Below are 19509 nucleotides of genomic sequence, written 5' to 3' on the forward strand. Positions count from 1 at the left end.
TTACTCTCCGTGCTTAGCGGCGTACTGGTGAGCGGTATCACGAAGGTATGTCAGGATTTCTTTACCTTTATAACCATTTTCATCTGCTTCTTTTACCCAAACATCCGACACACCCTTTAGCCTTTCATTAAACTGTGCCACTAGATCTGAATTGTCCGAAAGCATCGTTACTTTAACTCCAGAATTTGTCGCGGCATCGATGCCAGACGCATCACTTGCGTCCCATGCCATGCCAGCCATAACCGACAGTTTTTCTCCAGACATTTTATTAATAATATCTTGGTCTGCTTGACTAAAACTTGAGAACGTATCAGGGTTCATGAACATAGAAAAACTGCCCATGTAGAGGCCATCTGGAAAAATCGTCAAATACTTAGTCACTTCCGAAAGACGCAGCACTTTTTGTTCCACTGTAGGCAAAAATGCTCCATCAATAACGCCCTGTTGCATCATTTCATAGACTTTTGGTGCTGGATCTCCAACGGCTGTCACATGCAACTTTTCAGCAATAACACTCTGTACACCACCGCCAATACGAATTTTTTTATCTTTAAGTTCATCAACGGAAGTAACTGGAAAATTTGAGTGAATTTGACCAGGCCCATGGGTAAATAAAGCCAGTAATTTTAGACCATCAAACTCATGAGAATCAGAAAAGAACTTTTCATAAGTCGTCCACAACGCATAAGAAGCCGCTTCTGCATTGGCCCCCAAACCTGGCTGCTCAACGACTTGTGGTAGCTCAAAACGGCCTGGAGCATAGCCATGATAGCTATAGCTGGCATCAACAATACCATCTTCAACCAAGTTCCACATGCTTTTAGGATGACCCAAACCATAGACAATTTCGACATTAATTCGTCCACCCGTCGCATCAGAAATCGCTTTCCCCCAGGCTGGAATAATAACCTCGTTCATGGGATTGGTTGGTGGTAGCCAACTCGCCACACGGATAGTTTCAGCGAACGTCATACTAGACAAAGTGGCGGCTACAGCAACAGAAAAGATACCTTTAAATTTCATCACGATTACCCTCTATTTATAATTATTTTTAATCGATTCTTAGTAAATCCATGCTCTACTTAAAAAGGCCATGAATATTGTTTTTATTAAACTTAAGAACCGGATCTAACTCAGTCAGCTCAAAAGAGATCTGGCAATAGCTATTATCAGTGATTGGCTTCATCCATTCGCAGAAGATAGCAAAGACTTTTTCCGCTACTTCTTGACGCACTTCCATACTGCGCCCATGACCTATTTTTAGGTTTAAATTTATTAATGCAAAATCATCACGACCGTCCGCTACGCGAAAATGGTCACAACAAATCGCTCGGCTACGCACACCACCCAAAGGAAAATGCCCCGTTGAAACAATGTATTCATGCAGCGTTTTAAACACTGCTTGAAAATCTAAGCGACCTTCAAGGTTGGCAGAATATTCAAAAACAAAATGTGGCATAAAAGTGCTCCGACAAGAGCGAGAGCATAAAGCTCTCGCCAATGTTTAAACTAAACGCCCCACTTAGGGATATGATGAGACCCCATGCTGATACAAACATTCTTAGGTTCACAGAACACTTCGAAGCTGTAATCACCACCCTCACGACCAGTACCAGACGCTTTCTTGCCACCGAACGGCGTACGAAGATCACGTACGTTTTGCGAGTTCACAAATATCATTCCTGCGTCTACTTTTTGCGCGATACGATGAACCTTGCCAACGTCTTGCGTCCATAAGTAAGACGCTAGGCCGTATTCATTGTCATTCGCCATGGCAATGACATCAGCTTCATCTTCGAATGGAATCAATACCGCAACAGGCCCAAAAATTTCTTCACGTGCAATACGCATATCATTGGTCACATCTCTAAATACCGTTGGACGAACAAAATGACCGCCTTTAAGATGATCTGGTAACTCATCAACTGGCTTATCTGGACCTCCTGCGATCAATGTCGCGCCCTCTTCCATACCGATACGAATGTAGCCAGTAACCTTGTCGAAGTGTTGTTGACTGATCAAAGAGCCTACTTGAGTATTCAAATCTGTCGGATCGCCAACTCTAATTTTGCTCGCTCGCTCAGCAAATTCCGTCGCGAACTTATCGTAAATGCCTTTTTGTACGAAAATACGAGAACCTGCTGTACAACGCTCGCCATTGATCGAGAAAATGCCAAATACCGCAGCGTCCATCGCGCGTTCGTAGTCACAATCTTCAAAGATCATTACTGGTGATTTGCCACCCAACTCCATAGAGAACTTTTTAAGACCAGCATTGGCAATAATGTGTTTACCCGTTGAAGTACCGCCAGTGAAAGAGATCGCATCTACATCATCATTCGTGATGATGGCATTACCCGTTGTTGCACCTAGACCATGGACGATATTAAACACACCTGGTGGCACGCCCGCTTCGATAGATAGACGACCTAGAAAATCTGTTGTCAACGGAGACAGCTCAGACTGTTTCATTACCACTGTGTTGCCCAATGCTAGGGCTGGTGCTGTCTTCCAAGTACCTGTCATAAACGGTACGTTCCATGGAGAAATCAACGCGCATACACCTGTTGGTTGGTACAAGGTATAGTTCAGCATTTGGTCATCAACAGGGTAGGTATGACCATTCATTTGCTTTGCTTTTTCTGCAAAAAAATAAAAGTTATTTGATGCTCGCGGAATCAATGCATTCAACGTTTGATATAGAGGCAGCCCTGTGTCTGAAGTTTCAAGACGAGCCAATTCTTCAACATTCTCAGCAATAAGATCGCCCAACTTTTCAATAATTTTTGAACGCTTCGCTATTGGCATATTTGCCCAAGCAGGAAATGCATCTTTGGCAGCTTGAACCGCTTCAGCCACCTGCTCATCAGATGCATGAGCCACTTCGGCCAACATTTCGCCTGTCGCTGGATTAAAAGTTTGAAAGGTTTCTTTGCTTTCAACCCATTTGCCGTTTATCAAGTTCTTAATCATTTTTCTTTATTCTCCTGACAAAGAATCGGACGAGAAACCTCGACATCGATTTAGTTAACATGTTAAATAAATTAAACTCAACATGCATGCCTGTCAAGACTACTTAGCAACAATGAAATACATTTAATGAAAAGGCTTGCATGCATCAAAAATTGGAATACTTATTGCATTAATTGACATTTGTCACAGATGTGAAATTATCACGGACGTGCCCTAATCAAATAACTGACAACAAACGGGAGCGCATACAAATGGTAAACATCAGTCCTTACGATATTTTGCCTTCTCTCATTAAGAGCATTGGTCAACGTCATTTTTATGATCAAGTTGTCTACTCAATAAAAGCTCTAGATTCTATTTCTAACATCAGAATTGTTAGCTACTCAAAAACAAACCATCCCGTATTCTTAGGAGACTACCCAATCACAGAAATGGACAAAATATACTGTGAATCTGCCTATTTGTTAGACCCTATTTACGATGTGATTTATGGTAAGAATCAAGAAGAATTGGTTACCTTAGACAGTATTGTTAATGAGGATTTTTTTCATTCGACTTACTACGACACATTTTATCAGCGTCTTGGTTGGTGCAATGAAACCAATATCGTCATCGGCACCAATGACGACACAAAAATATGTATCGCCTATTCAACCAAAGACAACGATCTATCCTTACAAGCGGTTCATCAAGAGGCTCACCCCTTGCCTCAATGCCATCAAAGCAGCTGTATTAACTCATGAGCGTATTGGGAATCAACGAGAGCGCACTCCCCTCCTAGAATATAAAAATCTCAATCAAAGCAACGATTACTCTCACCCAGAATCACAGAGCCTTACCAAACGGGAAAAGGAGATTGTTGGGCTTATTTTAGAGGGCTTATCCTCTGCTTCGATTGCGGAAAAAATGCTCTCGTTTCAGAAGGAACGATTAAGAATCATCGCAAGAATATCTATCGCAAGCTAAAAATCAAATCACAAGCAGAGTTATTCTGTAAATTCCTTCCGTAACGCAAAAGGTGTATTGACAAGAGATCTTTTTTGCGAAATTATAATTAACATGTTAACTATAATTGGCAAAAAACATGTTTCATTACAGACAAAAAAAATTAAATAAAGTGGTATCAGAAACAGCCGATGCCAGCTACGAAATTAAACTAGACGACACCATTCTTCCTCCAACGTCAGGGAATGTCATTGGTGTCGCTCTAAACGATAAAGCCTTGGTGAAATCCTTAGAGCACGTTTTCAACGAAAAACCACACATTCAACCACCTAAAACGCCTGTTCTTCATATTAAAACGGACAACACTCACATTGGTTACGCAAGTACGATCAAGGTACCGGTTGATAAAGGTCCAATTTATGCGGGACCCTCCTTGGGTATCGTTATTGGTAAAAACGCCACTCGTGTTGATGTCAGCAGCGCCTTAGATTTCGTTGCAGGTTTTACGGTTGTGAACGAGGTAAGCCTTGCAGAAACGTCTTTCTACCGCCCAGCGGTCAAAGCAAAATGTCGCGATACGTTTTGCCCTATTGGCCCATGGACAGTAGACAAAGAAGCCGTCAGCACTCCCAATAATTTGAACATTAAGACATATGTTAATGACGTGTTAGTACACAATACCAATACTGACCAATTAATCTACTCAGTTGAAGAAATAATAAGCTACATCAGCAGTTTCATGACCCTAGAAGCGGGAGACATCATCATCGCAGGCACACCGGAACGCACACCCGATTTAGAAATTAAACCAGGTGATAGTGTCATGATAGAGATCGAAGGCGTTGGCCGCCTAGTCAACCCAGTAGAACAAGAATAGGAAGTAGTCATGAAAAGCGCACGCATACTTTTTAACAATGAAACATTAGACGTCACGATTAATGAACAAAATCAAGTCGTCACTCAGCAAGGTAAAATATTAGAAGAAGGGTCTTTCTCTTGGCTACCACCTTGCGAAGGCAAAATGTTTGTTTTGGCCATCAACTATGCCGACCATGCGGCAGAACTCTCTTTCACAGCACCAGAAGAACCCCTGGTGTTTTTGAAAAACAAAAACTCCTTAATTGGTCATGACCAAAAGACCTATCGTCCAGACAATGTCGACTACATGCACTATGAATGTGAGCTTGTTGTGGTCATCGGCAAAGAAGCGAAAAACGTCTCTAAAGAAGAAGCTATGGATTATGTTGGCGGCTATACAGTAGGAAATGATTATGCCATCCGTGACTATTTAGAGAACTATTACCGCCCTAATCTGCGCGTGAAAAGCCGTGATACTTGTACTCCTATTGGCCCCTATATTGTTGATGCAAAAGAGGTCAAAGACCCACATAACCTGATGTTACGTACTTACATCAATGGAGAATTAAAGCAAGAAGGCAATACGAAAGATTTGGTGTTTAACATCCCACATCTAGTCGCCTATTTAAGTGACATTATGACGTTATCGCCTGGCGATATGATCTTCACAGGTACGCCAGAAGGACTAGCAGATGTTAAGCCTGGAGATGTGGTAATAACAGAAGTTGAAGGCGTTGGTGTCCTCAAGAACACCATTATTTCTGAGTCAGAATATCTAAAGAACTTAAATAGTTAAGGGGACAACATGCTTTCAAACGACATCATTACTTCCTGTGCAAACAGACTTAATCAGGCAGAAAAAGAACGCGTTCAAATTCGCCAAATTTCACTAGATTACCCAGATATCACGATTGACGATGCGTATGCGATTCAACGCGAATGGGTACAAATGAAATTGAATGAAGGTCGCACAATAATTGGTCATAAAATTGGACTCACTTCACGAGCAATGCAAATGAGCCTCACAAATAGATGAGCCAGATTACGGCACCTTGCTTGATGACATGCTGTACTACGATGGCTGCGAAATCGAAACGGACAAATTCATTGTTCCGCGTATCGAAGTCGAACTGGCATTCGTTTTAAAAAAACCCTTGAAAGGGCCAAACTGCACGATTTTCGATGTGTATAACGCAACAGATTACGTTATCCCTGCACTTGAACTGATTGACGCCCGCAGCCAATCGATAGATCCAGAAAGCAAACGCCCTCGCAAAGTCTTTGACACCATCGCGGACAACGCGGCCAATGCCGCTATCATTTTAGGTGGCCGTCCAATCAAAGTCGGCGAAATAGATTTACGTTGGGTATCAGCCATTATGCAGCGTAACGGCATAATTGAAGAAACAGGCGTTGCCGCAGGTGTACTCAATCACCCTGCCAATGGGGTTGCATGGTTAGCCAATAAATTAGCACCATTTGATGTTGAGCTTGAACCAGGACAAATTATTCTTGGTGGTTCTTTTACTCGGCCAATAGCTGCCCGCAAAGGTGATACGTTCAATGTGGACTATGGCCCACTTGGCTCAGTATCTTGTCATTTTGCTTAGGAGATAGACATGTCTGCCCCTAAAAACACTTTCAAAATAGCACTCAAAAACCGCCAGCCACAGATTGGACTGTGGCTTGGATTAGCGAATAACTATACTGCAGAACTCATTGCGAGCGCAGGGTTTGACTGGCTATTGATCGACGGTGAGCACGCACCAAACACTCTGCAAACCATGGTAGGTCAGTTGCAGGCCATTGCGCCTTTTGCTAGCCATCCAATCGTGCGTCCAGCATGGGCTGACCATGTTGCGCTTAAGCAAATTCTTGATCTTGGCGTGCAAACAATACTGGCCCCCATGGTCGACAACGCAGAGCAAGCAGCAGAAATAGTCAAAGCAACTCGATATCCACCAGCGGGGATTCGTGGTGTTGGCAGTGCCTTAGCACGTGCTTCCCAGTTCAATAGAACACCGGATTATCTAAAAACCGCCAATGACGAAATCTGTGTACTGGTACAAATAGAGTCTCTTCAAGCAGTCAAAGAACTGGATAACATTCTTGCTGTAGATGGTGTTGATGGTGTCTTTATTGGACCGGCAGACCTAAGTGCTTCGCTTGGATACATTGGACAGCCAAACCACCCAGAAGTCGTCAAAGTAATTGAAAAGAGCATTAAAAAAATCGTGGCCGCCGGTAAAGCACCAGGAATTTTGATGGCCGACAAACAACAAGCCAAACATTACTTATCGCTTGGTGCATTATTTGTCGCCGTAGGCAGTGACACAGGCTTGCTAATGAACAGCACTAAGGCTTTGGTGAATGAGTTCAAACCTGAACAAAATTCCCATAAAGAAACAACAGCGTCCGTCTATTAAATGCTGATTGTCATCTGAGTAGGTAGGCCTCCCAGTTAACATACTCAGATGTTTGATCTTTTGATCACCCTTACTTTGCCCAGTGTCACGCTAATTCGTGCGCTGGGATTTTTTTACTATTTCTGTGCCATACTCCTAAAAAAAACAACACTAAAATAAAGAAACGAATTCAATGAAAAAAGAGTGGATTCCAAATATCAATATTGGTCAGGATTATGATGTCGCTTACAAAGACGCCACTATCCATTTTGATGTGCTTGGAAAAATGGCCGACTTTTTCGGACGTGATATGCCTATGCATTTGCATGCTGAATATTGTCAAATACACCTCATTTTATCTGGTAGAACGCTGTTCAATATCGATCAGAATGTTTACGAAACGGAAAGCTGTGCCGCCTTTTATACACCGCCAGCCACACCACACGCCTTTTTAACAGAACCGACAGCGCCGGGCTATGTCATCACCATTCATAACACTCATTTACAAAAAATCATGGCCGAACTGAATGCCTACAGCAATCACAACTCATTGCTTATGCCATTTCATATCGATCAACAAAAAGAAACAGGGCTAGGCCAACATCATTGGGAGCAATTATTAACGCTTTTTAAAATGCTCAAGCTGGAATGGAACCAATCTGCACTATATCAACAGGACTGTATTGAAACACTTGTTAAACTTATCTTGATAAACATGCTAAGACTCTCAGGCTCCGAGCAGCCTAAAAAACAGCACAATCAGAGTGAAATTCTCTGTTTTAGAGAGTTTAGCACCTTACTAGAGCGACATTTTTTAATCGAGAAGCAAATACAATTTTATTGTGATGCGTTACAAATAAATGAAAGCCGATTGAACTATTTATGCAAAAAAATAACCAAACTCAGCCCAAAGAAAATGATAAATGGGCGTGTTTTACTGGAAGCCAAACGCTTGCTATCCCATACGAATAAAAACCTCACCGAGATCGCTTACACATTAGGCTATATAGATCCTTCTTATTTCTCTCGGTTCTTTTTGAAAAATACTGGAATGAGTCCCTTCAGATTTTCGCAAGCACTATAGAAAGGTAGAATAACCGATCCATACGACATAAATAATCACCGAAAGAACTTATTTAATTAATTAAAAATTACGTCAACACTTTCTAAAAGGCATCCATAACACGATTAGAATATTTTCTTGAAAAAACACCGCTTTTGGGACATATCTGTTTTCAATAAAAGCACTAGTGTAAGTAACTGTCTAATTAAAGCCAACTTTTATCTATATAGAGGATTATCAATGAGAATGAATAGTATCGATTTATCAAGCATTGAGCTTATGCCATGGGGAACTATTTCAGATCTTGGTGCTAACAAAATCGAAGGAGACTGTATTATTAAAGGTGCAGTCGTCTATGGTGCTCCTGATTCAGCGGTATGCTGTGCTTACTTCAGCTGTACCAAAGGTGAATTTGACATGGAATACCCTTTTCATGAGCATGCAGTTGTTGTTGAAGGAGAGGTAACATTAACCCTTCTTGATACTGGGGAAGAAAAAACTTACAAAAAAGGCGATGCTTGGTTTTTTGAAAAAGGTACCAAATTGAAATGGGTAATCCATAGTGAACACTTTGTTAAGCACTATCTATCCATCATAGAATAAGTTTCGTTAGCTCAGATCAAACTTTAGCTCAAACTATGATTACCAGTTTGAATCTGAGCCAAATACTTCTTTATACCCCCCTTCTCTAACAACTCATATTAACTAACTTATATCCCATCACACATCCCACTTGATAATCTTGATCTACAAATATCTCACTGACAAAGAAACATTCACAATAAGATACTTATCTGTGAGCACGGTCTTACAACAAGTGTTAAAGACCTTGTCCTAGATCAAAAGTAACTATTGCTAAACTTCAAATACATTGACTAAGACACTCAAAAAACATTTTACTTAACATGTTAATTAAAATAATATGATTGAGGAGTTATTATGGGTATTTTAAGTATTGTGGCAAAAGTAACACACGTTCCAACCATGCTGTTGTCAGAACAACCTGGCCGATTAGCAGGATGCCGACAATCTGCTATTGATGGTCATCGTGAAATTGCACGTCGTGCAAAAGCGGCAGGAGTCGATACTATTGTAGTTTTAGATACACATTGGTTGGTAAATGCTGGGTATCATATTAATGCCAACGCCCACTATCAAGGCATATACACAAGCCATGAGTTTCCCCATTTTATTCAAAACTTGTCTTACTCTTATGAAGGCAATCCAGAACTAGGCAATGCTATTGCGACTAAAGCGACGGAGAAAGGTGTGCATATGCTTTCGCACCAAGTTGAAACACTCGACTTAGAATATGGCACTCTTGTGCCAATGCGTTACATGAACGAAGACAGACATTTCAAAGTGGTCTCTATTGCCGCTTGGTGTACGGTTCACAGCTTAGAAGAGTCTCGTCGCGTTGGTGAAGCCATTCATGCAGCCATTGAAAGTAGCAATAACAATGTCATGCTAATCGCCTCTGGCTCACTTTCTCATCAAATTTGGGAGAATCATTTATACGAACAAAATAACGGAACATTTACTATTTCTCGTGAATTTCACCGTCAAGTTGACCTTCGTGTTTTAGATCTCTGGCAAGCTGGTGACACAAAAACATTCCTAGCAATGCTACCTGAATACGCAAAATTTTGCTGCGGTGAAGGCGGTATGCATGACACTGCGATGCTATTTGGAGCATTAGGCTGGGATAAATATAACGCAAAGGCGGAAATCATTACCAATTACTTTCCAAGCTCAGGTACTGGGCAGGTAAACGTAATATTCCCTATTAGGTAGGTACATGCTCAATAAAACCATTACAAAACAAGATCTAGCTACGCAGGCAGCACTGCAACTTTGTAGTGCTGCGATGGATCAAGCGGAAAAATGTGGTATCAACATCTGCATAACGATTGTTAATTCTTCTGGTCGAACTCTTGCCAGTGCGGCAATGAACAATGCACCTCTTCTATCCCAAGCTATTTCCCATAAGAAAGCCTTTACTGCTGCATCATTTGGTATACCAACCAAGCAATGGCAAGAAAGACTTGCAGAAAGAAATAACACCTTACTCGCTTTACAGAGCGAACCAGACTTTACCTTTCTAGGTGGCGGCATCCCCATTTTACTTCAAGGCATCGTCATTGGGGCAATTGGCGTCTCTGGCGGCAGTGAACAACAGGATATTGATTGTGCAACTATCGCAATAAATACTTTAGTTAGTTGATGAATGAACAATGTGCCAAAACGCCACATGCCTTTAAATTAGGAGCTTCCATGTCCTCTGTTTTAAAAAAACTAACCATCCCGTTACTTGGCTATTTGGTCGCTTTTGGGCCGCTGTCTATCGATATGTATCTACCCAGTCTACCGACTATCGCTGATAATTTAGGCACTACAGATCAATTGATACAAACAACAATCACTGTTTTTCTACTTGGGATGGCCATAGGCATGATTATCTTTGGCCCTTTATCCGATATGTTAGGTCGGAAACGTTTATTGCTAGCAGGTATTGGATTTTATTTTTTAGCAGTATTGGTTGCGCCATGGCATCGACTGGCGAAAGCCTAGTGCTTTTCCGTTTTCTACAGTCTCTAGGAGGGGCAGCCGCTGCCGTACTTGGAAGAGCCTTAGTTCGAGATTTATATGAACTAAAACGTGCTGCCAACATACTATCGTATATGCACATCATTTCTATGATGGTCATGCTGATATCGCCAATATTGGGCGCTTATATTGTTAGCTATTTTGAATGGCGCTGGATCTTTTACTTCTTAGCGCTATTTTCAATGGTGGCGTTTATGGGGAGCGCTCTGTTATTACCAGACGTAAAACAAAATGTGGTCGCAAAGCCTAGTGTTGGCCATTACTGTAAAAACTACATTGAATGTTTACGTGCCCCTTTATTGATTCAATACGTACTGACAAATGCCTTTTCATTCGCAGGTATGTTTGCTTTTATTGCGACATCCGCTTTTGTCTACATCAAGCATTTCCAACTTTCCGAAACCCATTATGCTTTACTGTTTTCTGCGAACATTTTCGCTATTATTATTGCAACCTTGCTCAACTCTTATTTAAGCAAACGCTATAACGTAAGCATGGCATTGCGTGTGGTGGTAGCCGTGTCTTTTGTCGCAACGTTAATTATTTGGGGAATGATTGGTTTCAATAAAGTACCACTCGCATTATTTGTCACAGGCACCATGCTTTATATCAGTGTAACGGGGGCTATTGGTGCAAATAGCCTAGCAATACTCTTTATACAACTGCCAGAAAAAGCAGGTACGGTTTCAGGGTTATTAGTCGCAATGCAATTTGCCATGGGAAGTTTCATCAGTTATCTGGCAAGTTTACTCTTTGATGGCACTCCAGAAAGCCTTTTGATTATGATGGCATGCTGCGGCACGCTTTGCTCAGTTTTCTATCTAAGCACACATTTCAGTAAATAAAGTCATCAAGCATTTAAAACGATAAATACTGCTTTGAATGGTGTTTTTGAAGACAATACATCGGTTTCTATATTTCAAATAATATCGCTCCTCTTACCCATTAAGAATTACACTGTAGCAGGCACACCACTAAAGACTCCTTTAAACAAGTCTCATCCAAAGATGAAATAAGGTGTAAAAAAAGGTACCCATTGTGAGGCCCGCTAGTTCGCTAGTTCGCTAGTTCGCTAGTTCGCTAGTATCTACGTCAAACAACTATCAAGCTACTCGTCGCTTTTCTCTAATTTTGCTAAAAGTAAACACCAGAATAGATAGAACGGTCACCGTAAGCAGTGTTAAAGCGATAGGCCGCTCAATAAAAATACTAAACTCTCCATTAGAGACGCCCAGTGTTTGACGCATACGGTTTAGAAACACTGGCCCTAGTACTAAACCTAAAATGATAGGCACAGCCGGAACATTATTTCGTTTCATCACATAGCCAATCACAGAGAAACCTAACGCAATAAAGGCATCAGTAAATTGATAATTTTGACTGTAAGCACCTAAAAATCCGAGAACAAAAATTAAGGCACCAATAAAACGGCCACGAATTCTCGTAATATTAATAATGAATCTTGAAGCAAACGTTAAATATATGAATATAAAAATATTCATCACAAACAAGGCAACATACAGACCAGAAATAAACTCAGGATGCTCACTGAACAAACGAGGCCCTGGTGTATAGTTGTGCACCATAAACACCGACAACAGCATGGCCATTAATGCGTCTGCTGGGATACCAAACGCCAATAATGGAACCAAAACGGACGCCGTTACCGCATTGTTAGAGGTTTCTGATGCCACAATACCAGCCTCTGCACCTTTACCAAACTCTTCTGGATTTTTAGAGAACTTCTGCGCCAAGGTATAGGAGAAAAATTGTGAGCCAAATTCTCCCACCCCAGGCAATAATCCCATAACAACCCCCAACAAGGCCGAACGAATCGCTGTCACCTTATTGCGCATCAGCACAACAAAACCCTCAAAACGCCCAGTCCCCTCTAATTTAGTTTTGAAAGAGTCACCGCTTTTGGTAGAAATCAGCACATAGGCTTGAGACATAGCAAAAAGGCCGATAACCGCTGGAACTAATGGCACTCCGGCCAATAACCAAGACTGGTCAAAAGTATACACTTGGGAATTAAAGGATCGATCAATACCAATTGAACCTAAAAACATCCCCAAACCAATCATGGCTGCCGCTTCGAGCGCATACTTATTATGAGCAAGCACCACAAAAACCATCCCAAGCAATGCCAGCATAGCGAATTCAGCACTTCCGAATAGGGTAGCTACCTGAGATAAGGTTGGCGCAAAAAACACCAAAGACAAAACACTCACAATGCCACCAAAAAACGAAGAGGTATAGGCAATAGATAGAGCTTTTTTACCATGCCCTTTTTGGGCCATGGGGTATCCATCATAGGTCGTCAGAACCGCTACAGGGGTTCCGGGCGTATTCATTAATATGGCAGGGATAGCCCCTCCATACCAAGCACCACCATAGACACCTAACAATAAAGTCACCCCAAAGAGCGGCTCCATTGTGAAGGTCAAAGGCAGCAAAATAGCCATAACACCCGCTGGTTCTAAACCTGGTATTGAACCGATAGTCACACCAATAAGGGCACCGATTATAACAGCCCAAATGACGCCGTTCCCAAATACCTCATGGATACCTAATGCAATTAAATCCATACGAAATCTCTAAAAATATTTGTTCATGAACCAAAGGGTTTGCTCGCTGAATAGCTTTTCATACAAGACTACATCTGGTATCCAGATATTCACCCCAACCCTAAAAATAAGAATAATTAGCGCAACCGCTATAAGAGTATTCAATACCCAAATTGGCGACAATAAACGACTTAACCAGACAATGGATAAGACAAATAATGTGGTTGATATAGCAAAGCCTACCATCGTGATAATGTTGACATAAAAAAAGAAAAGAACGGCAGTAATCAGTACAACTCGATACTCACCTAAGCTTTCCACTAAACTATCTATTAAGCCTTTTTCTCCCTCTATTGGTTTAATCACCAACAGCAATTTGATAAACGAAAAAAAAGCCAATAAACCTAAACCAAACAATGGCGCAACATAAGGTTGAGTATACCAACCATGATCACGCTTAATCTCTACTGTATGGCCTTGATAAGAAAAGATTAGATAGCAACTGATGAGGGTCATTACCAAAAAAATAGCTTGGACTTGCGATTTTCATATTCCATTGTGATCCCCTCGCTTACGGTTAGAAACAGTATTAGAAATAGGGACGATCAAAACAGGGACCGTTGTATTGTGAATCACCTTTTGTGCAGTAGAACCTAGAAACATTCGCGATAATGCGTTAACACGACGGTCACCCATCACCAACATGCTGGCTCCAACATCTTTCACTGTATCAACAATTTTTTTCGCCGGATCACCAAAACGAACGACCACTTCAATACTGTCTTCGTCAAAATCAACATCATTCAACTCTTCCGCAACAAAGTTATGGATTCGTTGTTTCATGTAGCTTCGTAATTCTTCCTTTAGTGATTCGAGATGCGCATCATGCGCTTTCTTTAATTTAAAGCCTCCGAATGAATCATCATTACCACGATGAAATTGTTCAGAAACATGTAGGAAAAAAATCTTTCCTTTAGTCAAAGAGGCCTGTTCTAAAGCAGCATGTAAAACAACCCTACTACCCTGCTCCAAATCAGACGCGTATAAAATATTTCGCATTTATTGGACTCCAAAGATCCAGTCATCTGAAAAGAAGACTGGATCTCAGCATTGGAACTTACTTCGCGCGATTAACAACCTTACGAACAGTGTTCTCTAACAAGCCTTCCATACCAAACTCAACACCTAATCCAGAAGACTTATTGCCTCCAAATGGCACATGAGGGAGTACTTCTGCATGGTTATTTACCCAGACTGTTCCCGAATCAAGTTGGCTCACAACCCAGTCAAGCTCATCACAAGGCTCACCCCAAACAGAACCGCCTAAAGCAAATTCTTCATGAATGGCTTTTGACATGACATCATTAAGATCATCGTAAGGAATAACCGGAAGCACCGGACCAAATTGTTCATGACAAACAACATCAATATTATGCTGTGGGTTTTTGATAATAGTTGGAGCAATAAAGTAACCATCTAAACCAGATGGCAACTCTGCAGCAATCACTTCCGCACCAGACTCGCGAGCATCAGCAATCATCGCTTTCACTTTTTCATACTGATTCACGTTTTGTACCGGGCCGAACGTCACACCCTCTTTCATACCATTACCAACAACCTGTGCAGCGGCTATTTTTACAAGAGCATCACATAGCGCTTCATATTTAGAACGGTGGACATAAAGACGCTTCAGACATGCGCAGGTTTGACCCATATTGACAAAAGACGTCATAAAAATCTTTTCTGCGATTTTATCAACATTGGCATTTTCTAAAACAATACCTGCGTCATTACCACCCAATTCCAACGTCACCTTTTTAAGATCACCAGCCACCAAAGAGGCAATACGCTTGCCAACAGGTGTTGAACCGGTAAAGACAACTTTTTTAACATCTGGATGGGACACCAAAGGCTCACCAACTTCTTTTTCACCGATGACACACTGCACCAAGTTAGGCATTGTGTGCTCATTAATAATATCGACTAAACGCAGTGTATTGATTGGCGTGAGAGAAGAAGGTTTTATCACCACACTATTGCCGGCACGAAGAGCTGGCATAATATGCCAAATAGCAATCATTAAAGGCCAGTTCCAAGGTGTAATTGAGGCAACAACGCCAACAGGCATACGATGTACCTCAACACGACGCTCATCACTGTCTTCAAGCACCTCAGGATCCAGCTTTAAATCCGCATTGTAGTGAGTCCAGCCCACTGCTCCACCTACTTCAAACTGAGCAAGAAACAGAGGCTTTCCTTGCTCTGCTGTAATAATTTCAGCCAACTCAGGTGCTGCTGCCTCTATGGCATTCGCCACATTATGCAAGGCCGCAGTACGCTCCTCATGTGATTTTGCACTCCACTGTTTAAAGGCCACCTTGGCCTTTTCGACAGAGTCATTTACATCATCTACCGTAGATGTCTGAATTGACTTATAAACTTGCTTAGTCGCTGGATTAATAATGTCTAAAACCATGTTTTCCACCATTCTTTTTATTTTGAGCAATTTGAAGCACGTAAATTAATAGTTACTTTATTTCAGAGACTAATTTTTTTGCATTTTCGAAATCTAGAGTGATCAATTTTTGTGCATCTTTATCGTTTGTCCAATACACGCCAGCCCCCGTATTTTCTTGCAACTTCAGCACATCGGGTGACTGAAGAGCGGTTTCTGCAATCGCAGCAATTTTATCGATAATAGGTTGGGGGGTGCCTTTTTTAACAAACAAACCATTCCACAGTGTTTGAGAAATGCCAGTTTCTTCGTTCAAAGTTGGCACTTGTGGAAGAATTGACAAACGCTTGAAAGTGTAAGAACTTAACACTTTCACGTCTTTTGAATCTAAACAAGGAAGAATCTGCTGCGTTGTTGTATTAATAACATCCGCATCACCATTAGCTAACACAGAGCAATCTAAAGCATCAAAAGCAGAATCAGAGGCAAATTTAAAGCCTAATTTTTTCGCTGCCTGAAAAGTAATGGCAGTGGGCGTTGCTTCATAACCAAAGTGCCCTAAAGAGACATCATGTGTTTTGGCATATTCAGCCAATTCCGTTAGAGTACTGTAAGGTGCATCTGACTTAACCGCCAAAACAAATGGGTAATCCAAGAAAATGCCGACAGGAACAAAGGCATCAGCAGCATATGGAGCATTGCCCCCAACAACCTGACTTGTTACCAAGTCGACGACAAATGAACCTATTACACTACCATCAGGACGAGATTGCGCAACCGTTGTGGCCCCTAGTACACCGCCACCACCTGGTTTGTTGACTACACTCGCAGGCACACCGGTTTCTTTTGACATTTCTTCGGCGATAACGCGAGTCAATACATCTTCCAAATCACCAGGAGGCCATGGAACAATGAACTTAACTGGACGATTAGGATAATCAGCGGCAATAGAAACCGTACTTGCAACAGTCGAAATCAACAAAGTAGAAGCGGCTATTACTTTTAAAGCATAAGATATTTGTTTTTTCATTTTTATCGTTCCTTTTTAATAATACACATCAAAACTACTCTCTCAAATTAACGCCTTCTATGTCCCTATAGGGATATTTTTATCCCTCATACGCTTTTACAAAATTGACTAAGCAGTCATGTTAAAGTTGACTAAGCAGCCATGTTGTAAAAATCCATGCACTTTATTTCCTCAAGAAGATAACAAATTAGTGAACATGTTAACTAATTTCAAGTATTTTATATCACTCAGCTCGTTTTTTTTACAACGAGACAATAATAAAATTTTTTTTCTAGAAAAGTCCCAAACTTTGCTTAAAAAGCACATTCATTTAAGACCACCGAATATCAATACTGTGTGAACTAAAGACAAAAAAAATAAGAGGACACAGTGCATGAAACGTCAAAACCCACTATTAGAAGAGCTAAAAAAGGTATTACCTGAGATTGCTAAAAATGCAGACAAAGCAGAAGAACTTAGAAAAGTACCTACCGAAAACATAGAGCTACTGCAAAAAGTAGGATTGCATAAAGCCTTTCTCCCTAAAGCTTATGGTGGTTACGAAATATCCCTACCTGAATTCGGTGACTGTATCGCAGCATTAGCAGGCGCATGCTGTAGTACCGCCTGGGCTTTTAGTTTGCTTTGTACGCATAATCATCAAATCGCAATGTTCCCAAAACAACTCCAAGACGAAGTCTGGAAAGACAATCCAGATGCAATGGCAAGCAGCAGTATTGCGCCGTTTGGTAGATATGAAGAAACCGATGGCGGCATTATTTTTAATGGTGAAATGAAGTGGAGTAGTGGCTGTGACCACGCACAATGGGCAATAGTGGGCTTTTTACGTGACAATGCCGAAGGAGCAAAAGATTACTGCTTTGCGGTTATTCCTGCCTCAGATTACAACATCGAGGACGACTGGTACTCGATGGCAATGAAAGGCTCAGGCACAAAAACGTTGCTTATCAAAAACGCCTTTGTACCAGAGCATCGCATCCAAAAAGCCAAAGACATGATGGAAGGTAAATCTGCTGGTTATGGCTTATACCCAGACAGTAAGCTTTTCTACTCTCCATACCGCCCTTACTTTGCCTCTGGATTTGCGGCTATGGCGCTGGGTACAGCGGAGAGAATGTTAGAAGTCTACAAAGAAGTGACATCTAACCGTGTTCGAGCTTATACCGGAGCGAAGGTTCATGCCGCTATCCCGGCGATCCTTCGTACTGGCGAATCAACCCATCAAATCTTGGCGGCTCGCGCCTTTTTAGAAAAAACCTGGGAAGAACATGCAGAATACGCTGAAGCTCATCGTTACCCAGATCGTTACACGTTGGCTCATTGGAGAACAAACCAAGCTTATGCAGTCAAAATGTGTATCGAAGCCGTTGATCGCCTATTTAATGCCATTGGAGCCAACAACTGGCTATTAGACAAAGAAGCACAAAGACTATTCCGAGATTGTCATATGTGCGGAGGCTCATGCTTATACAGACTACGATGTTTGCGCACAAATTATCGGTCGAGAAGTTATGGGCTTAGAACCAGATCCGTCCCTACTTTAAATATTGACACACTGAGATCTAACCATGACTTATCATGGTTAGATCTGAATACACATAAGAATAAGAGAGAATCCTATGAGCTTTGACCCTAAAGAATTCCGTCGTTGCCTTGGCAACTTTGCAACAGGTGTTACCGTTATTACCGCTAAATCCGCTGATGGTAAGCAAGTTGGTGTGACAGCCAATAGCTTTAACTCTGTATCTCTTGATCCGCCGCTGGTACTGTGGAGCATAGTTAAAACATCAAGCAGTTATGCTGTGTTTGAAAATTCAGACCATTTTGCTGTCAATATTTTGGCCGCGGATCAAATTGATTTATCCAATAATTTTGCCAAACCAAGCGACGATAAATTTGCGAATATTGAGACACTGTCTGGGGTTGGTGGTGCTCCTTTACTCATCAATACAGCGGCTAATTTTCAATGTGAAAAATACCAAGTTGTCGACGGTGGTGATCATTGGATCATGATTGGCAAAGTCGTTGAATTCGCAAACTATGGCCGTGCACCGTTACTTTATGTGCAAGGTAGCTATGCGGGGGCGATTCCCTTCACAGGAGCTAAAACTCCGGCTCAAAACCTTGCATCAGACAAAACACTTGCTCGCCTGCATGACAGCGCCATTTATCTTATGCATAAAGTCCTGCAAAAAGTTCAAGAAAACTATTTACCAAAGCAGTCTGCGACTGGCCTTAGCACCAGTGAAGCTCGCTTATTGCTGGTATTAAGTGACACAACTGGAATTACCATTGAAGATTTAACCCATCTCGTCACCATCCCATCGGTCGATGTCGTTGAAAGTGTCGAAAGCTTGAAAAGTTTTGGCTTAATCAATGGTGAACTAGCCCTAACCGAAAAAGGCCATGATATGGCTGAGCGCTTATGGGCAATATCAGACCAACAGCAAAAAGATATCTTTTCTAAGTTGGAAGAAGACGAGGCTCACGAAGTTCAAGCAACAGCTACATCAGCTATTAACTCAACTGTCTTAAAACCCAACATAGCAGCAATAGCCACTATTCATTAACATGTTTGGTAAAAAGCTAAAAAATCCCCTCGTGGG

General features: G+C 41.5%; 23 protein-coding genes. 15 read left to right on the forward strand and 8 right to left on the reverse strand.

The window, feature by feature from the left end:
- From AC0L6V_RS07560 to hpaE, 3 genes are read right to left on the reverse strand one after another with little or no spacing between them, the layout of a single operon-like run.
- Window positions 1-1023 (reverse strand): TRAP transporter substrate-binding protein, encoded by a 1023-nt coding sequence (locus AC0L6V_RS07560; protein WP_418139078.1) that lies wholly within the window; start codon window positions 1021-1023, stop codon window positions 1-3.
- 55 nt (window positions 1024-1078) lie between these two features.
- Window positions 1079-1459, reverse strand: coding sequence for a 5-carboxymethyl-2-hydroxymuconate Delta-isomerase (locus tag AC0L6V_RS07565; protein ID WP_265220793.1), 381 nt, complete (start codon window positions 1457-1459; stop codon window positions 1079-1081).
- 50 nt (window positions 1460-1509) lie between these two features.
- Entirely contained in the window at window positions 1510-2973 is a 1464-nt protein-coding gene (gene hpaE / locus AC0L6V_RS07570; RefSeq protein WP_409419621.1) for a 5-carboxymethyl-2-hydroxymuconate semialdehyde dehydrogenase, read from the reverse strand.
- 251 nt (window positions 2974-3224) lie between these two features.
- Here hpaE and AC0L6V_RS07575 point away from each other — a divergent pair, with 251 nt between their 5' ends.
- From AC0L6V_RS07575 to AC0L6V_RS07635, 13 genes are all read left to right on the forward strand, one after another.
- On the forward strand, window positions 3225-3716 hold the full coding sequence (locus AC0L6V_RS07575) for a hypothetical protein (protein ID WP_418138890.1): 492 nt from the start codon (window positions 3225-3227) through the stop codon (window positions 3714-3716).
- 138 nt (window positions 3717-3854) lie between these two features.
- Complete coding sequence (locus AC0L6V_RS07580; RefSeq protein WP_418139079.1) at window positions 3855-3983, forward strand: LuxR C-terminal-related transcriptional regulator; 129 nt, start codon at window positions 3855-3857, stop codon at window positions 3981-3983.
- Window positions 3984-4057: 74 nt separating this feature from the next.
- Window positions 4058-4795, forward strand: coding sequence for a fumarylacetoacetate hydrolase family protein (locus AC0L6V_RS07585; RefSeq protein WP_265220788.1), 738 nt, complete (start codon window positions 4058-4060; stop codon window positions 4793-4795).
- A gap of 9 nt (window positions 4796-4804) precedes the next feature.
- Window positions 4805-5572 carry a fumarylacetoacetate hydrolase family protein gene (locus tag AC0L6V_RS07590; RefSeq protein ID WP_265220787.1) on the forward strand — a complete coding sequence of 256 codons (768 nt, stop codon included), beginning with the start codon at window positions 4805-4807 and terminating at the stop codon, window positions 5570-5572.
- Window positions 5573-5581: 9 nt separating this feature from the next.
- Complete coding sequence (locus AC0L6V_RS07595; protein ID WP_265220786.1) at window positions 5582-5812, forward strand: FAA hydrolase family protein; 231 nt, start codon at window positions 5582-5584, stop codon at window positions 5810-5812.
- 28 nt (window positions 5813-5840) lie between these two features.
- The gene (locus AC0L6V_RS07600; RefSeq protein ID WP_418138891.1) at window positions 5841-6386 is read left to right on the forward strand and encodes a fumarylacetoacetate hydrolase family protein; all 546 of its coding nucleotides are present in this window, start codon (window positions 5841-5843) and stop codon (window positions 6384-6386) included.
- Between the two features lie 9 nt (window positions 6387-6395).
- A complete protein-coding gene (hpaI, locus tag AC0L6V_RS07605; protein ID WP_265220784.1) occupies window positions 6396-7202 on the forward strand; it encodes a 4-hydroxy-2-oxoheptanedioate aldolase in 807 nt (268 codons plus the stop codon).
- A 172-nt stretch (window positions 7203-7374) separates the two neighbouring features.
- Window positions 7375-8265, forward strand: coding sequence for a helix-turn-helix domain-containing protein (locus AC0L6V_RS07610; RefSeq protein ID WP_418138892.1), 891 nt, complete (start codon window positions 7375-7377; stop codon window positions 8263-8265).
- A 225-nt stretch (window positions 8266-8490) separates the two neighbouring features.
- Complete coding sequence (locus AC0L6V_RS07615; protein WP_265220782.1) at window positions 8491-8847, forward strand: cupin domain-containing protein; 357 nt, start codon at window positions 8491-8493, stop codon at window positions 8845-8847.
- Between the two features lie 336 nt (window positions 8848-9183).
- The gene (hpaD, locus tag AC0L6V_RS07620; RefSeq protein ID WP_265220781.1) at window positions 9184-10038 is read left to right on the forward strand and encodes a 3,4-dihydroxyphenylacetate 2,3-dioxygenase; all 855 of its coding nucleotides are present in this window, start codon (window positions 9184-9186) and stop codon (window positions 10036-10038) included.
- A gap of 4 nt (window positions 10039-10042) precedes the next feature.
- Complete coding sequence (locus tag AC0L6V_RS07625; RefSeq protein WP_265220780.1) at window positions 10043-10468, forward strand: GlcG/HbpS family heme-binding protein; 426 nt, start codon at window positions 10043-10045, stop codon at window positions 10466-10468.
- 50 nt (window positions 10469-10518) lie between these two features.
- A complete protein-coding gene (locus AC0L6V_RS07630) occupies window positions 10519-10815 on the forward strand; it encodes an MFS transporter (protein WP_265220779.1) in 297 nt (98 codons plus the stop codon).
- Window positions 10791-11696 (forward strand): MFS transporter, encoded by a 906-nt coding sequence (locus AC0L6V_RS07635; RefSeq protein ID WP_265220778.1) that lies wholly within the window; start codon window positions 10791-10793, stop codon window positions 11694-11696. Before AC0L6V_RS07630 ends, AC0L6V_RS07635 begins: the two co-directional genes overlap by 25 nt.
- Window positions 11697-11954: 258 nt before the next feature.
- Here the strand turns inward: AC0L6V_RS07635 and AC0L6V_RS07640 are convergent, their stop codons facing one another.
- From AC0L6V_RS07640 to AC0L6V_RS07660, 5 genes are read right to left on the reverse strand one after another with little or no spacing between them, the layout of a single operon-like run.
- On the reverse strand, window positions 11955-13439 hold the full coding sequence (locus AC0L6V_RS07640) for a tripartite tricarboxylate transporter permease (RefSeq protein WP_265220777.1): 1485 nt from the start codon (window positions 13437-13439) through the stop codon (window positions 11955-11957).
- 9 nt (window positions 13440-13448) lie between these two features.
- Window positions 13449-13934, reverse strand: a complete 486-nt coding sequence (locus AC0L6V_RS07645) for a hypothetical protein (protein WP_418138893.1) — start codon at window positions 13932-13934, stop codon at window positions 13449-13451.
- Between the two features lie 30 nt (window positions 13935-13964).
- Window positions 13965-14477: a universal stress protein gene (locus AC0L6V_RS07650; RefSeq protein ID WP_265220775.1), complete on the reverse strand. Its 513-nt coding sequence runs from the start codon at window positions 14475-14477 to the stop codon at window positions 13965-13967.
- A 58-nt stretch (window positions 14478-14535) separates the two neighbouring features.
- Window positions 14536-15894, reverse strand: a complete 1359-nt coding sequence (locus AC0L6V_RS07655) for an aldehyde dehydrogenase family protein (RefSeq protein WP_265220774.1) — start codon at window positions 15892-15894, stop codon at window positions 14536-14538.
- Window positions 15895-15946: 52 nt separating this feature from the next.
- Complete coding sequence (locus tag AC0L6V_RS07660) at window positions 15947-16903, reverse strand: tripartite tricarboxylate transporter substrate binding protein (RefSeq protein ID WP_409419627.1); 957 nt, start codon at window positions 16901-16903, stop codon at window positions 15947-15949.
- 373 nt (window positions 16904-17276) lie between these two features.
- Here AC0L6V_RS07660 and AC0L6V_RS07665 point away from each other — a divergent pair, with 373 nt between their 5' ends.
- On the forward strand, window positions 17277-18533 hold the full coding sequence (locus AC0L6V_RS07665; RefSeq protein ID WP_418138894.1) for a p-hydroxyphenylacetate 3-hydroxylase oxygenase component: 1257 nt from the start codon (window positions 17277-17279) through the stop codon (window positions 18531-18533).
- Window positions 18523-19473, forward strand: coding sequence for a p-hydroxyphenylacetate 3-hydroxylase reductase component (locus AC0L6V_RS07670; protein ID WP_418138895.1), 951 nt, complete (start codon window positions 18523-18525; stop codon window positions 19471-19473). The genes AC0L6V_RS07665 and AC0L6V_RS07670 overlap by 11 nt, the downstream gene beginning before the upstream one ends.
- Window positions 19474-19509: the final 36 nt, after the last annotated feature.

It is taken from the genome of Marinomonas sp. G8-14, from assembly GCF_055808935.1.